The organism is Symbiobacterium ostreiconchae, from assembly GCF_055396975.1.
In genome coordinates, this window is record NZ_AP042454.1 from 2122603 (window position 1) to 2136454 (window position 13852).

At 66.3% G+C, this 13852-nt stretch carries 15 protein-coding genes; 7 read left to right on the forward strand and 8 right to left on the reverse strand.

Going from position 1 to position 13852, the window contains the following annotated elements:
• The first annotated feature begins 251 nt into the window (after nt 1-251).
• The 4 genes from ACZ5UM_RS10270 (at nt 252) to ACZ5UM_RS10285 (ending at nt 4915) form a co-directional block, all read left to right on the forward strand.
• The gene (locus ACZ5UM_RS10270; protein WP_464843944.1) at nt 252-1580 is read left to right on the forward strand and encodes a pyrimidine-nucleoside phosphorylase; all 1329 of its coding nucleotides are present in this window, start codon (nt 252-254) and stop codon (nt 1578-1580) included.
• 159 nt (nt 1581-1739) lie between these two features.
• Nucleotides 1740-3332, forward strand: coding sequence for an ATP-binding protein (locus tag ACZ5UM_RS10275; protein WP_464843945.1), 1593 nt, complete (start codon nt 1740-1742; stop codon nt 3330-3332).
• A gap of 13 nt (nt 3333-3345) precedes the next feature.
• Nucleotides 3346-4044, forward strand: a complete 699-nt coding sequence (locus ACZ5UM_RS10280; protein WP_464843947.1) for a response regulator transcription factor — start codon at nt 3346-3348, stop codon at nt 4042-4044.
• 115 nt (nt 4045-4159) lie between these two features.
• A complete protein-coding gene (locus ACZ5UM_RS10285; protein WP_464843949.1) occupies nt 4160-4915 on the forward strand; it encodes a hypothetical protein in 756 nt (251 codons plus the stop codon).
• Between the two features lie 60 nt (nt 4916-4975).
• Here ACZ5UM_RS10285 and ACZ5UM_RS10290 read toward each other — a convergent pair whose 3' ends face one another.
• From ACZ5UM_RS10290 to udk, 8 genes are all read right to left on the reverse strand, one after another.
• Nucleotides 4976-5923, reverse strand: coding sequence for an ABC transporter ATP-binding protein (locus ACZ5UM_RS10290; protein WP_464848345.1), 948 nt, complete (start codon nt 5921-5923; stop codon nt 4976-4978).
• 41 nt (nt 5924-5964) lie between these two features.
• Nucleotides 5965-6972, reverse strand: a complete 1008-nt coding sequence (locus ACZ5UM_RS10295; RefSeq protein ID WP_464843950.1) for an ABC transporter ATP-binding protein — start codon at nt 6970-6972, stop codon at nt 5965-5967.
• Between the two features lie 12 nt (nt 6973-6984).
• The gene (locus tag ACZ5UM_RS10300) at nt 6985-7902 is read right to left on the reverse strand and encodes an ABC transporter permease (RefSeq protein ID WP_464843952.1); all 918 of its coding nucleotides are present in this window, start codon (nt 7900-7902) and stop codon (nt 6985-6987) included.
• A gap of 3 nt (nt 7903-7905) precedes the next feature.
• Nucleotides 7906-8838, reverse strand: coding sequence for an ABC transporter permease (locus ACZ5UM_RS10305; RefSeq protein ID WP_464843954.1), 933 nt, complete (start codon nt 8836-8838; stop codon nt 7906-7908).
• Nucleotides 8839-8926: 88 nt separating this feature from the next.
• Nucleotides 8927-10600 (reverse strand): peptide ABC transporter substrate-binding protein, encoded by a 1674-nt coding sequence (locus ACZ5UM_RS10310; protein WP_464843955.1) that lies wholly within the window; start codon nt 10598-10600, stop codon nt 8927-8929.
• 307 nt (nt 10601-10907) lie between these two features.
• A complete protein-coding gene (locus ACZ5UM_RS10315) occupies nt 10908-11180 on the reverse strand; it encodes a hypothetical protein (RefSeq protein ID WP_464843956.1) in 273 nt (90 codons plus the stop codon).
• A 70-nt stretch (nt 11181-11250) separates the two neighbouring features.
• The gene (locus tag ACZ5UM_RS10320) at nt 11251-11484 is read right to left on the reverse strand and encodes a NifU family protein (protein ID WP_464843957.1); all 234 of its coding nucleotides are present in this window, start codon (nt 11482-11484) and stop codon (nt 11251-11253) included.
• A 95-nt stretch (nt 11485-11579) separates the two neighbouring features.
• Nucleotides 11580-12215 carry a uridine kinase gene (gene udk / locus ACZ5UM_RS10325; protein WP_464843958.1) on the reverse strand — a complete coding sequence of 212 codons (636 nt, stop codon included), beginning with the start codon at nt 12213-12215 and terminating at the stop codon, nt 11580-11582.
• Nucleotides 12216-12489: 274 nt separating this feature from the next.
• Between udk and ACZ5UM_RS10330 the strand changes: the two genes are divergently transcribed.
• The 3 genes from ACZ5UM_RS10330 to ACZ5UM_RS10340 all read left to right on the forward strand — a co-directional run bounded on the left by ACZ5UM_RS10330 (nt 12490) and on the right by ACZ5UM_RS10340 (nt 13838).
• Entirely contained in the window at nt 12490-13104 is a 615-nt protein-coding gene (locus tag ACZ5UM_RS10330) for a superoxide dismutase (RefSeq protein ID WP_464843959.1), read from the forward strand.
• A 97-nt stretch (nt 13105-13201) separates the two neighbouring features.
• On the forward strand, nt 13202-13492 hold the full coding sequence (locus ACZ5UM_RS10335) for a hypothetical protein (RefSeq protein ID WP_464843960.1): 291 nt from the start codon (nt 13202-13204) through the stop codon (nt 13490-13492).
• Nucleotides 13485-13838 (forward strand): spore coat protein, encoded by a 354-nt coding sequence (locus tag ACZ5UM_RS10340; protein WP_464848346.1) that lies wholly within the window; start codon nt 13485-13487, stop codon nt 13836-13838. Before ACZ5UM_RS10335 ends, ACZ5UM_RS10340 begins: the two co-directional genes overlap by 8 nt.
• Nucleotides 13839-13852 lie beyond the last annotated feature (14 nt).

The window sequence follows — 13852 nt, forward strand, 5'->3', positions numbered from 1 at the left end:
CCTTTTCAGATTGTGTGTGGATCGGGAACACTGGCAGCAGGCTCTCCTATCTCGTGGTTTTTCACCCCCAGGCGAGCATGGTCAGTCCTATTATTCGCACTTGACGAGGAAAATCCTTTATTCTGACACTCCGGATTAGGGGGAAATTGTCCCGGGGGCGCAGGGGGGCGGGCAGGATCTGACAGGAACCCGCCCTCCGGCAGTCGAAGAACTCTGCTGGCGTCACCCGATGGCGAAGGAGGAATCTACCGATGCGCGCATACGACATCATCTATCGCAAGCGGATGGGGCAGGAGCTCACCACCGATGAGATCCGGTTCCTGGTCCGCGGGTACGTTTCGGGTGAGGTGACGGACTACCAGATGGCGGCCTGGGCGATGGCCGTGTGCATACAGGGCATGACGCCGCGGGAGACCGCCGACCTCACGATGGCCATGGCCGAGTCTGGCGATCAGATCGACCTGTCGGGCATCCGCGGCCGCAAGGTCGACAAGCACTCCACCGGCGGCGTGGGGGACAAGGTCTCGCTGGTCCTGGTTCCCCTGGTCGCGGCCTGCGGTGCGCCGGTCGCGAAGATGTCCGGCCGCGGCCTGGGCCACACCGGCGGCACCATCGACAAGCTGGAGTCGATCCCCGGGTTCCGGGTGGAGCTGAGCCCGCAGGAGTTCATCGACCAGGTGAACCGGGTCGGCTGCGCCGTGGCCGGGCAGAGCGGCAACCTGGTCCCGGCCGACAAGAAGCTGTACGCCCTGCGGGACGTGACCGCCACCGTCGACTCCATCCCGCTGATCGCGTCGTCCATCATGTCGAAGAAGATCGCGGGCGGTGCCGACGCGGTGGTGCTGGACGTGAAGGCGGGGGCCGGCGCGTTCATGAAGGACCTGGACCAGGCCTTCCGGCTGGCGGAGATGATGGTGGCCATCGGCCGGCAGGTGGGGCGGGAGGTGGCGGCCGTGGTCTCCAATATGGACCAGCCGCTGGGCTATGCCGTGGGCAACACCCTGGAGGTCGTGGAGGCCATCGAGACCCTGCGCGGCTTCGGCCCCAAGGACCTGGAGGAGATCTGCCTGCAGCTGGGGGCCCAGATGCTGCGGCTGGCCGGCGTGGCCGGAGACGGCGAAACCGCCCGGAAGATGCTGCTCCGGGCGCTCCGGGCCGGCCACGGCCTGAACAAGCTGATTGAGATGGTGGAGGCCCAGGGCGGCGACGCCAGCTACATCCGGCAGCCGGTCAAGCTGCCCCGGGCGCAGCGGATCGTGCCGGTCACCGCTCCCGCGGAGGGCTACGTGCAGGCCATCGACGCGCTGGAGGTCGGGGTCGCGGCCCTGCTGCTCGGGGCCGGGCGCGAGACCAAGGAGTCTGCCATCGATCTGGCGGTGGGCGTCGTCCTGCGGAAGAAGGTGGGCGACCCGGTGGCGGCCGGCGACGTGCTGGCCGAACTGCACGTGAACTCGGAGAAGCGGCTGGCGGAGGCGCAGGCCGGCCTGGCCGGGGCGTACCGCATTGGAAAGGAGCGACCGTCCGAGCCGCCGCTGGTCTACGGCCTGGTCACCACCAGCGGCACCGAGCGCTGGGTGTAAGACGCGCAGCAGGAGGGGGCCGAAGAGCGCCGCCCTCCTGCTGTTTATGGCACTTTTGGATGAGTCCGTAGTATTTCCGGGCCATGATCTGTAGGGTCCCGCGACCAATAGTGCGTTCGGGTGTGTCCAGGTATCATAGGAACCAGGAGGAGTGGAGCCATGCGCAGCCTGACGGCCAAGTTCATGGTCGGCATCACCGGCCTCGTCCTCGCGGTTCTGTTCATCGCGCTCTCGTGGGACTTCGCCTATCAGCAGCGGCAGGCCGACGCCGATCTGCTGGCCAAGGCGAGCCTGGTGGCCAAGCAGCAGCAGGCGACCCGCTCGTTCATCTCCCGTTCCAGCGGGGAAGAGTTTGTGCACGGCGGCGAAGCCCGGCCCCTGGAGCCGGCGGAGGTCGGAGAAGGCGTGAGCGACATTTTCGCCGATCTCTCCCGGTCGCAGGTGAAGCAGACCAACCTGAAGCCGCGCATCCCCGAGAACGCCCCGGACGACTTCGAGCGGGCGGCCCTGGAGTACTTCATGCAGGACCCCTCGCACAACGAGGTCTGGCAGCGGGTGACGTTGGCCGACGGCACGCCGGCTTTCCGCTACGTGATGGCGCTGCGGGCCGAGGAATCGTGCCTGCGCTGCCACGGCCAGCCCAAGGGAGAGCTGGACCAGACCGGCTATCCCAAGGAAGGGCTCGAGCTCGGCGATGTCGCCGGCGCGATCAGCGTGATCCTGCCGATGCGCGAGACCCTCGCCAACGCCCGGGCCGAGTCGGTGCGCCTGGCCTTCCTCGTGGTCTTCCTGGCCGCGCTCTGTTTCGGCCTGATCTGGCTGATCCTCTACCGGCAGGTCGCCATGCCGCTCAGTGACCTGGCCGAGGTGGCCACCCACGTGGGCATGGGCAACTTCATCATCAGCGAGGAGCGGCTGCAGGCGCTGAAAGCCAACCAGGAGACCGCCGTGGTGGCCCATGCGTTCGAACAGATGTCGGGCCGGCTGCAGGAGCTGTACGCCGGCCTGGAGCAGAAGGTGGCGGAGCGCACCCGGGAGCTGGAGGAGGCCAACCGTGAGCTCGAGCGGGCCTCCCGCTACAAGTCGGAATTCCTCACCATGGTCTCCCACGAGCTGCGCACGCCGCTGACCTCGATCATCGCGTTCACGGAGCTCCTGCTGAACGACCAGCGGCTGACGCCGGAGCAGCGGGAGTCGCTGACCGAGGTGCTGGAGTCCAGCCAGAAGCTGCTCAACATGATCTCCAACCTGCTGGATTACTCCCGGCTGGAGGCCGGCAAGGTGAAGCTGTTCCGGGAGGTGCTGGATCTGCGGGACCTGATCCGCGACGGGGTGCGCACCGTCTCGCCCCTGGCGGAACGGAAGCAGATCGAGCTCTCGACGGCCTGTGCGCCGGACGTGCCGCTGGTCCACGCCGACCCGCTGCGGATCTCGCAGGTGCTGCTCAACCTGCTGACCAACGCCGTGAAGTTTACCCCCGAGGGCGGGCGGGTGCAGGTGGAGTGCCGGGCGGATGCGCGCGAGGTGTACGTCACCGTCCGCGACACGGGCCCCGGCGTGCCCAAGGAGGAGCAGGAGCTCATCTTCCAGGCGTTCCGCCAGGGCCGGGAGAACGGGCGCCCCGAAGGCTGGGGGCTCGGCCTCGCCCTCTCCGCCTCGCTGGTCAGGGCGCACGACGGCCGGATCTGGGTCGAGTCGGAGCCCGGGCATGGCGCAGCCTTTACCTTTACCATACCGATCTGGTTCGAGTGAGGGAGCGGTGCCGATGGCCAACACGAAGAAGCGCATCCTGGTGGTCGATGACGATCCGAAGATCCTGAAGGCGCTGGACCAGGCGCTGCAGCAGGAGGGGTATGAGGTCTACCGCGCGGAGGACGGCCTGCAGGCGCTGGAGATGGCCCGGAAGGTGAAGCCGGACCTCATGATCCTCGACATCATGCTGCCCAAGATGGACGGCTTCGAGGTCCTGGCGCAGCTGCAGTCGACGGGCAGCATTCCCACGCTCATCCTCTCGGCGCGCGGCGAGGAGATGGACAAGGTCGTCGGCTTCAATGTCGGGGCGGACGACTACCTGGTCAAGCCGTTCCGGCTTTCGGAGCTGCTGCTGCGGGTCCGGGCGATCCTGCGCCGCACCTCCGGCAGCACCGCGCCCGTCGATGAAGACCGTCCGCTGAAGTTCAAGGACATCGAAATCAACCGCTCGTCGCGCACCGTCATCGTCCGGGGCCAGCCGGTGGACCTGACGCCGAAGGAGTTTGACCTGCTCTGGCTCCTGGCCAGCCACCCCGGCCACGTCTTCAGCCGGGAGGCCCTGCTGCAGCGGGTCTGGCACTCCGACTACTCCGGCGACGAGGCGGCCCTGACGGTCTGCGTGCGCCGGCTGCGGGAGAAAATCGAGCGCGACCCCGGCCATCCGGAGCTTGTCAAGACCATTTGGGGCATTGGTTATAAGTTTGATGGATAACCTTTCGTATTACTTTGGTCCAAGTTAGCTTTGCGAAAGGGCCGCGAAAGGATCGCGAAAGAAACGGGCGCTACCCTTGAGGTAGAAACATTCCACCCTCCAGGGGGTGCCCGCCATGTCCCACCTCTTCTACGCAACCGGATTGCAGCTGCTTTCGTGGTCGCTGGGCCTCGCGGTGACGCTGGCGCTGCTGGACAGCAAGAGCGGCCTGGTGCGCGATCATCCGCCCCTGGCGTGGCGCGTCGGCGGCATGCTGCTGGGCCCGCTGGCGGCCCTGAGCTTTGCCGCGGTGGTGCTGGGCCATGCGCCCCGCTGGGTGTCGCTGGGCCTGGTGCTGCCGTATGCGCTGATGGCCCTGGGCGCCAGCTGGGTCTGGTACCGGGGCGCCGGCGCTGCCCTCAGGCGGCAGCGGGAGCGGGAGGCCGCCATCCTCGGCCTGATCGCCGTGCTGTTTGGCAGCCTGGTCCACACAGGCGGCGATGCGCTTCCCGTGCTCAGCCTGGCCGCATCGCTGGGCAGCGCGGCGCTGGTGGGCGGCCTGGCCATCCTGGCCCTGTGCGGGACGCTCGGCGGCCGGCGGGATGAGGTGGAGGTGGACCCCAATTGCGACGGCATCCCGGTCCGGATGGTCGCCACGGGTCTTGGCATCACCCTCCTGGCCGCCTCGGACCTCGGAACGGCGGTTCTGACCGGCGGCGCCGCCCTGCCGGCCTCTCTGGGGCTGTGGCTCGGGTGCTCCCTGCTGGTGCCGGTCCTGCTGCTCCTCGCCGGCCACCGCCTCGACGCGTGGAACAGACCGGCGCTCTGGTGCGCCGGCTGCTGCGCCGCCGTCGTCGGGCAGTTTGCGCTGCAGGCAGCGCTGATCGCGTAAGGCATCTTCCATCCAGAAACAGAGACCGCCTGCCCATCGGGCAGGCGGTTCTTTTCTGGTCTAGGCGTTGATCGGGAAGTGGCAGGCGACGGCGTGGCCGTCTTCCACCGGCGTCAGCACGGGGTCCTCCGTGCGGCACCTTTCCTGCACGTACGCGCATCTATTCTGGAACCGGCAGCCGGGCGGCGGGTTGACCGGGCTGGGGGGGTCGCCCTCCAGCAGGATGCGCTGCCGGGTGCTCTCGACCTTCGGGTCGGGTATGGGCGCTGCCGAAAGGAGCGCCAGCGTGTACGGGTGCATCGGCCGGTCGTACAGCTTGTCGCTGTCGGCCAGCTCGACGATGCGGCCCAGGTACATCACCGCGATGCGGTGGGAGATGTGCTTGACCATCGCGAGGTCGTGGGCGATGAACAGGTACGCCAGCCCCAGCTGCTGCTGCAGGTCCTCCAGCAGGTTGACGACCTGCGCCTGAATCGAGACGTCCAGGGCGGAGATGGGCTCATCGCACACGATGAACTGGGGTTCCACCGCCAGGGCCCGGGCGATGCCGATGCGCTGCCGCTGGCCGCCCGAAAACTCGTGCGGGAACCGGTTGGCGTGCTCGGGCAGGAGGCCCACCAGGTCCAGCAGGTGGTAGATGCGCTCCATGCGCTCCTTGCCCGAGGCCAGGTTGTGGATGTCGAGCGCCTCGCCGATGATGTCCGCGGCGGTCATGCGCGGGTCCAGGGAGGCGTAGGGGTCCTGGAAGATCATCTGCATCTTGCGCCGGTACGGGAGGAACTGGGACTGGGGCAGGCGGAGGATCTCTTTCCCTTCGAAGTAGACCTCGCCCGCGGTGGGCTCGTACAGGCGGAGCAGGGCCCGGCCCACGGTGGTCTTGCCGCAGCCCGACTCGCCCACCAGGCCCAGCGTTTCACCGGGCTGGATGGAGAAGGAGACGCCGTCAACGGCTTTCACCGCGCCGACGGTGCGCGGAATCGGGAAACCGCGGGTGATGGGAAAGTGCATCTTGAGGTCCTTGACCTCGATCAGCGGATTGCCCTGCCTGGTCACGCCTCAGTCACCTCCTGCGAGAGATCGACAGGCGGTGCGTCCGGGTGCAGGAGCCAGCACGCCGCCCGGTGTTCGTCGCTGATGGGGGTCATCTCCGGCGCCTCCGCAGCGCAGATGTTCATCGCATACGGGCAGCGCGGGTGGTACGGGCAGCCGGGAGGCGGCTGGAGCATGTTGGGCGGGGAACCCGCGATGGACTCGAGCCGGCGGTCCTTCCTGCGGTCCAGCCGAGGCACAGCCCTCAGCAAGGCCCAGGTGTACGGGTGCTTGGGCTGCTCGAAGATCTCCTCCACGGTGCCGACCTCGGCCACCTGACCGCCGTACATCACGGCGACCCGGTCGGCCATGCCGGCCACGACGCCCAGGTTGTGGGTGATCATGATGATGGTCGTGTTGAACTCCTTCTTCAGCCGCTTGAGCAGGTCCAGGATCTGCGCCTGGATGGTCACGTCCAGGGCGGTGGTGGGCTCGTCCGCGATGATCAGCCGCGGGTTGCAGGCCAGGGCGATGGCGATCATCACCCGCTGGCGCATGCCGCCGGAAAACTCGTGCGGATACTGCCTCAGCCGCCGCTCGGCTTCCGGCACGCCCACCAGCCGGAGCAGCTCGATCGCGCGCTTGTCGGCTTCCGCCCGGCTGAGCCCCAGGTGCTGCATCATGCCTTCCCGGAGCTGCAGGCCGACCGTCAGGGTCGGGTTCAGGCCGGTCATCGGATCCTGGAAGACCATGGCGATGTCCTTGCCGCGGATCTTGCGCATCTCCCGCTCGGAGAGGCTCAAGAGGTCGACGCCCTGGAAGATGGCCTTGCCCTCGATGCGGGCGTTGCTGGCCAGCAGGCGCATGACGGAGAGCATGGTGACGCTCTTGCCGGACCCGGACTCGCCCACGACGGCGAGGCACTCGCCCTCCCGGACGGTCAGGTTCACGTCACGGACGGCCTGAACGTCACCGGCATAGGTCCTGAATGTTGTACGAAGTCCTTCGATGGTGAGAATCGGATTCAAGGCCGTCCCTCCTTACCGGCGGAGCTTGGGATCGAGCGCATCGCGCAGGCCGTCGCCGATGAAGTTGAAGGCCAGCGAGACGATGATGATGGCCGCGGACGGGAATGCGAGCTGCCACGGGTAGGACCGCAGCCCCTCGAAGCCCAGGGAGGCCAGCACGCCCCACGACGCCATCGGGGCGCTGACGCCGAGGCCGATGAACGACAGGAAGGCCTCGGTGAACATCGCGCGCGGGATCGAGAAGGTCAGCTCGACCACGATCGGCGCCATGGCGTTGGGGATCAGGTGGCGGAAGATCAGCCGCTTCCGGTTCGCACCCAGCGCCCGCGCCGCCAGCATGAACTCCTGTTCCTTCAGCGACAGCACCTGGGCCCGCACGAGGCGCGCCATGCTGGTCCAGTACACGATGCCGATGGCGATGAAGATGCTGGTGAGCCCCTGGCCGAGGATCACGGCCAGCAGGATGACGTAGATCGTGAGCGGGATGGTGTCGATGATGTCGACGATGCGCATCATGATGTTGTCCCACTTGCCGCCCAGGAGGCCGGCGGTGGCCCCGTAGGCCACGCCCACGACCAGCTGCAGGAGGCCGGCGAAGAAGGCCACGGCCAGCGAGATGCGGCCGCCGTAGAGGACCCGTTCGAAGAGGTCGCGCCCGTGGGCGTCGGTGCCGAACCAGTGCTGCAGCGACGGCGGCTGGTCACGGCCGGCCAGGTTCTGCGTGGTCGGGTCCCACGGCGTGAGCAGGGGCCCGATGAAGCAGGCGATCAGGAAGATCACCAGGACGATGAGCCCCAGCAGGGCCATCGGGTTGGCCTTGAAGCGGCGCCAGGCATCGGCGGCGAAGCTGATCGGCGGTGTGGTGATGCGCTCGGCGGACGCCTGGCGGTTCGGAAGCGGCGCAAAGCGCGAATCAGTGGAAACCGCCATGGACTACCCCTCCTTCTCCAGGCGCACGCGCGGATCGATGAGCGCCAGCACGATATCGCAGATCAGCGTGAAGCCCGCCAACAGCAGGGAGAAGAACACCACCAGGCCGCCGATGACCGTGTAGTCGCGATTGGTGATGGACTGGACGAATTCGCGGCCGATGCCCGGGATGCCGAAGATGCTCTCGACGATGAAGCTGCCGGTGAGGATGGCGGCCGTCATCGGCGCCAGCGAGGCCACCACGGGCACCATCGCATTCTTGATCATGTGGCGGTAGACCACCACCAGCTCGCGCAGTCCCTTGGCCCGAGCGGTGCGGATGTAGTCCTGGTTGACCACCTCGAGCATGCTCGACCGGGTCAGCTTCACGATCCAGGCCAGGTTGTAGCTGCACAGGGCCAGGACCGGCAGGACCAGGTACCGGATCTGGCCTCCGCCCCAGGTGGCGGAGGGGAACCAGCCCCACTTGAATGCCAGGAAGTACTGCAGCAGGCCGGCGATCACGAAACTGGGCGCCGCTGCCGTGAGGATCGCCAGGCCGGATATCGTGCGGTCACCTATTGTGTTGTGATTCAAGGCACCCAGAATGCCCAGCGGAATGCCGACGATCACGGAGATGGCCAGCGAGATGCCGCCGAGTTTCGCCGAGATGGGGAAGCCGCGGTTGATGACGTCGTTGACGGTGAGACCCTTGTACTTGAAGGACGGACCGAGGTCCCATACGATGACGCCTTTCACGTAGTCGATGTACTGCTCGTGCAGGGGCTTGTCGAGGTTGTACTTCCGCTCCAGGTTCCTCAGAATCGCCTCCGGCACGTTCCGCTCCGAGCTGAACGGGCCGCCGGGCAGCGCCCTCATCAGGAAGAACGTCGCGGTCACCACGAAGAAGGCGACCAGGAACATGGTGATGATACGCTGCAGCAAATAGCGGGCCATCGTATCCCTCCATCCCATTCGGACGCATTTTGGAAGCGCCACCGCGAAATGCCACGGTGGCGCTTCCTGCGGCGTCCAGGTTGCCGGGCTACTTCTTAATCGAGGCGTCCCGCAGGTTGAGCGGCGAGGTCAGCGGCATGGACCAGCCTTCGACGTCCTCGGAGACCATGATGACCCGGGTGTAGAAGTAGATCGGGATGATCGGCATCTCGTCGATCAGAAGCGCCTCGGCGTCATGCATGGCCTTCATCCGGACGGCCTGGTCGGCGCTCCGCTTCGCGGTGTTGACCAGGTTGTCGTACTCGGGGTGGCCCCAGTTGGTGTCGTTGTTGCCGCCGCCGGTGACGAACATGTCGATGAAGGTCATCGGGTCGATGTAGTCGCCGATCCAGCCTGCTCGGGCGATCTCGTAGTCACCGGTGGAGCGGCTGTCGAGGTAGACGCCCCACTCCTGGTTGGTGAGCTGGACGTTGATGCCCAGGTTGTTCTTCCACATCTCCTGGATGGCCTCAGCGATGCGCTGGTGGGCCTCAGAGGTGTTGTAGAGGATGGTCAGCGTCGGGAAGCCCTGGCCGTTGGGATAGCCCGCTTCGGCGAGGAGCTGCTGGGCCTTGGCCACGTCCTCGGCGAAGAGGTCGCCGCCGCGCTTGCGGAAGTCGTCGTCCGCAGCGCCGGTCCCCTCCTCAGGAATGCCTTCCGGCACCAGCGCGTAGGCCGGGACCTGGCCGCCCTTGGTAATCTCGCTGACGATCGCGTTCCGGTCGATGGAGAGCGCCAGCGCCTGGCGGACCCGCTTGTCGTTCAGCGGCTCCTTCTCCACGTTGAGGAGGTAGTAGTAGATGCCCAGGTCAGGCAGGATCTTCAGCTCGTTGGGATACTCGGCCTTCAGCCGGTCGAGCTCGGCCGTGTTCACGCCGGACTCGATGATGTCCAGCTCGCCGTTCTCGAACATCGTGGTGGCGGTGGACTCTTCCTCGATCAGGTAGAACTCGATCTTGTCCAGCTTGACGTCGTTGGCGCCCCAGTAGTTGGGGTTCTTCTCCACGACGACCTTGTCCTTGTCGGTCCAGCTGACCAGCTTGAAGGGACCGTTGCCCACGAGGGTCTCCGCGCTGCGGAACCAGGCCTCGGGGTTGGCCTCAACGCTGGGCCGGTGGACAGGATAGTAGGTGTGGAAGGACGTCAGGGAGAGGAAGTACGGGGCCGGGGCCTCGAGCTCCACCCGGAGGGTCTTCTCGTCGAGGGCCGTGGCGCCGAAGTTCTGGGCGAGCCGCTCAAACTCGGCCCGGATCTCCTCGTCGGTGGCGTCCTTCCACTGGGGGTCGCTCGTGAAGGTGTTCATCTCCTCGGCGCCCTTGATGTAGTACAGCTGATAGGCGTACTCAGAGGCGAGCAGCGGATCGAGGGTGGACTTCCAGGACCAGACGAAGTCCTCGGCGGTCAGCGGATCGCCGTTGGACCACTTCAGGCCGTCCCGCAGGTAGAAGGTGAAGACGGTGTTGTCCTCGTTGGCCTCGTAGCGCTCGGCAGCGCCCGGAATGGCGTTGCCGTGCTCATCCAGCCGCATCAGGCCTTCGAACAGGGCGATCTCCACGTGGGCCTCAGGAAGGCCGGTGGTGACCCGCGGGTCGAGCGACGGCGGATTCGTGCCGATGTTCATGCGGATGACCATCTCATCGGCCGAACCCGTGTTGGACCTGCCGGAACAACCGACGGCAGCCAGCATCAGCACTGCCAGCATGCCTGCGACGAAACGACGCATCGTGTGTAAACCTCCCTCAGCGCTTCTCTGTCTCTGTGTCGTTTACTCCCGGACTCTCATGGGAACGTGGTCGTCTGTCTGGCCGGTGTCCTCAGTTCACCTCCTCGCCCGACATCGGCACCGGCAGAGACCGGAACTAAGTGAAGATTTCCTCCAGTTAAGCATTAAGGCGATTTGCTTACCCTAATGCTTCACATGGGGAAAACACCAAAGTAATTCGGTTTACAGTCCTGCATATCCTCTACCCGGCGAGATGTCAGACTAGAAGCTGAAGTCAGACAACGGCAAAACGTACAAAGAGGGAGGGTCAACGATCGTCGACCCTCTGTTGTCCGCGCCGGGCGAAGAACCGCTCGGTCAGCCAGGCGGCCCTGGCCGCGCCCAGGCTCAGCAGCGCACCGAGCGCGAGGATGACCAGCACGATCAGGAAAAGCGGCAGGGTGGCTTTGAGCGCCTCCAGCGGCCCGACGCCGAAAACCCGGCCGATCCACCAGAAGCCCACTCCGGCGGCGATGATGCCCATGACCGCCGCGGTCATGCCCATCTGCCGGTGCACGCGGGCCTGCACCTCACGCTGCATCTCATGCAGAGCCTTCCGATCAGTTTCTGGCGCGCCCTGCGGGGTCACCCTCACGCCACCCCCTGACCGTTTAGATGGCCTCCACGGCCCGGATCTCCGGCACCTGCTGCCGGACGGCCCGCTCAATCCCCATCTTCAGCGTCATCGTCGACATGGGGCAGCCGCCACAGGCGCCCATCATGCGGACGCGGGCCACGCCGTTTTCGACGGCGACCAGCTCGACCTCGCCGCCGTCCATCCGGATCGCGGGCCGGATCAGATCCAGCGCCCGCTCAACGCGCTCGAACAACGTCTCGTCAGACATGCAACTTCACCCCCGGGATCGGTGCGCGCGGCCAGCACCGAGGCTTTGGGTTCCCCACGGGTCTAGTGTACCATAGGGCGACAGTGAAAAGCCAGTCAGACTGAGGGTTCATACTGGGCAACAAGGTGGCGCACCTGGGCGATGAGCACCTCGAGCCCCGGTTTGTTGTGCGCCCCCTCGGGAATGATGACATTGGCGTAGCGCTTCGTCGGCTCGACGAAGGCCTCGTGCATGGGCTTGACGGTCGCGAGGTACTGGTTGATCACCGAGTCGAGCGTGCGGCCGCGCTCGTGGATGTCGCGCAGGATGCGGCGGAGGATCCGCACGTCGGCGTCGGTGTCCACGAACACGCTGAGATCGTAAAGCGCCCGCATTTCCGGGTGGGCCAGCACCAGCACGCCCTCCACGACGATGATCGCCGCCGGCTCCACGTGCACGGTCTCCGCCTCCCGCAGGTGGGTGGAGAAGTTGTACACCGGCCGTTCCACGGCCCTGCCCGCCTTCAGCGCCCTGAGGTGCGCGATGAACAGCTCGTTGTCGAAGGCGTCGGGGTGGTCGTAGTTGAGCTGGGACCGTTCTTCGTAAGCGAGGTGACGGTTGTCCTTGTAGTATGCGTCGTGGGGCAGCAGCGCAACGTCGTCCGGGAACGCAGCGGAGATGCAGTTGGCGATGGACGTCTTCCCGGATCCGGTGCCCCCGGCGATCGCGATCACCGCGTTCGGGACGGGCATGGCGACAACCTCCTTCAGTTCCTAAGCACACAAGCCGGAAGCCCCCGTACGATTATCGCCCAGGGGGGGTGAAGACGCAAGAGCCCGGGGGGATTCGGCGGACGGGCCATCCGGGCTTGGGCAACCGACCGCGGCGGTACTTAGGCAGAAACAAAGTTGAAAAACCGGGCCGGATTCGCTAAGCTGTGCAGAAGAAGCCGTTCCTCTGCACCAGGATCTGGCGTCATACTGAATGAAAAGGAAACTTCGGGATTGAATTAGGAGGGTTTTGCACATGGCTTTCCAGCTTCCTGCGCTTCCGTATCCGGCCAACGCCCTGGAGCCGTACATCGATACCCAGACCATGGAAATCCACCACGGCAAGCACCACGCCGCGTACGTCAACAACCTGAATGCGGCGCTGGAGGGGCACCCTGAACTGCAGTCCAAGTCCATCGAGGAGCTGCTGCGCGGGATCGACAGCGTGCCCGAGTCCATCCGCACCGCCGTGCGGAACAACGGCGGCGGCCACGCCAACCACACCCTCTACTGGGAGATCATGACCCCCGGCGGGGCGAAGGAGCCGTCCGGCGAGCTGGCCGAGGCGATCAACGCCGCGTTCGGCTCGTTCCAGAACTTCAAGGACGAGTTCGCCAAGGCCGGCGCCGGCCGGTTCGGCTCTGGCTGGGCCTGGCTCGTGGTGACGAAGGACGGCAAGCTGGCCGTGTACTCCACCGCCAACCAGGACAGCCCGCTGATGCAGGGCGACACGCCCATCCTGGGCATGGACGTGTGGGAGCACGCCTACTACCTGAAGTACCAGAACCGCCGGCCGGAGTACATCCAGGCCTTCCTGAACGTCATCAACTGGGACAAGGTGGCAGAGCGGTACGCGGCCGCCAAGAAGTAGGCAGACCGGCGCTGACGGCGACCCTGCGATGGGTCGCCGTCTTGCGTATGCCGGGCATTCCGCCGCGCCATACTAGGCGCGAAGGAGGCGGAGCGGCATGCAGCATGACGCCCACTCGGGCAGCGGCGAGGGCCGGCTGACAGAACAGGAACTGGCTTTCATCAACCGAGCCCTGGACGGCGAACTTCTGGCCCTGAAAAAGAACAACCACTACGCGCAAGAGCTGGCGGATGAGAATGCCCGCCAGCTGATGCGGGAGCACGCCGACATCCACCAGAGGCGGGTGGAGATGCTCCTGGCGCTGCTGGACGCGCCCGGCGACATCACCAAGCACGCAAAGCTCTTGCTGCAGTCGGGGGAAGGGGTGCGGCGACGTGCAGATGACTGACGCGGACCGCCTGCGCGACTGCCTCTGCACCGCCCGGGAGCTGGCGAGGCTGTACGCGGAGGCGGCGCTGGAGGCAAGCAACAACGGCGTGCGGGAGTTTTTCCTGGCCATGCACGGCGAGGAGACCCATAACCAGGAGGTGCTCTTCCACTTCCTGCACACCCGGGGCGAGTACCCCACCCGGGCGGCGGCGCCTGACCACGTGTCGGCGGTGCGCCGGCGCTGGGCGGCTGCGTACGAACAGCTGGGGCTCACGGACCGGCCCTCGTTCCGGCGGTACCGGACGGCCGACCCGGCCATCCATCCGGCCGCCGCGCAGGCGCCCGAACACTTCCAGCGACACTAGGCCAGGTTGCGCAG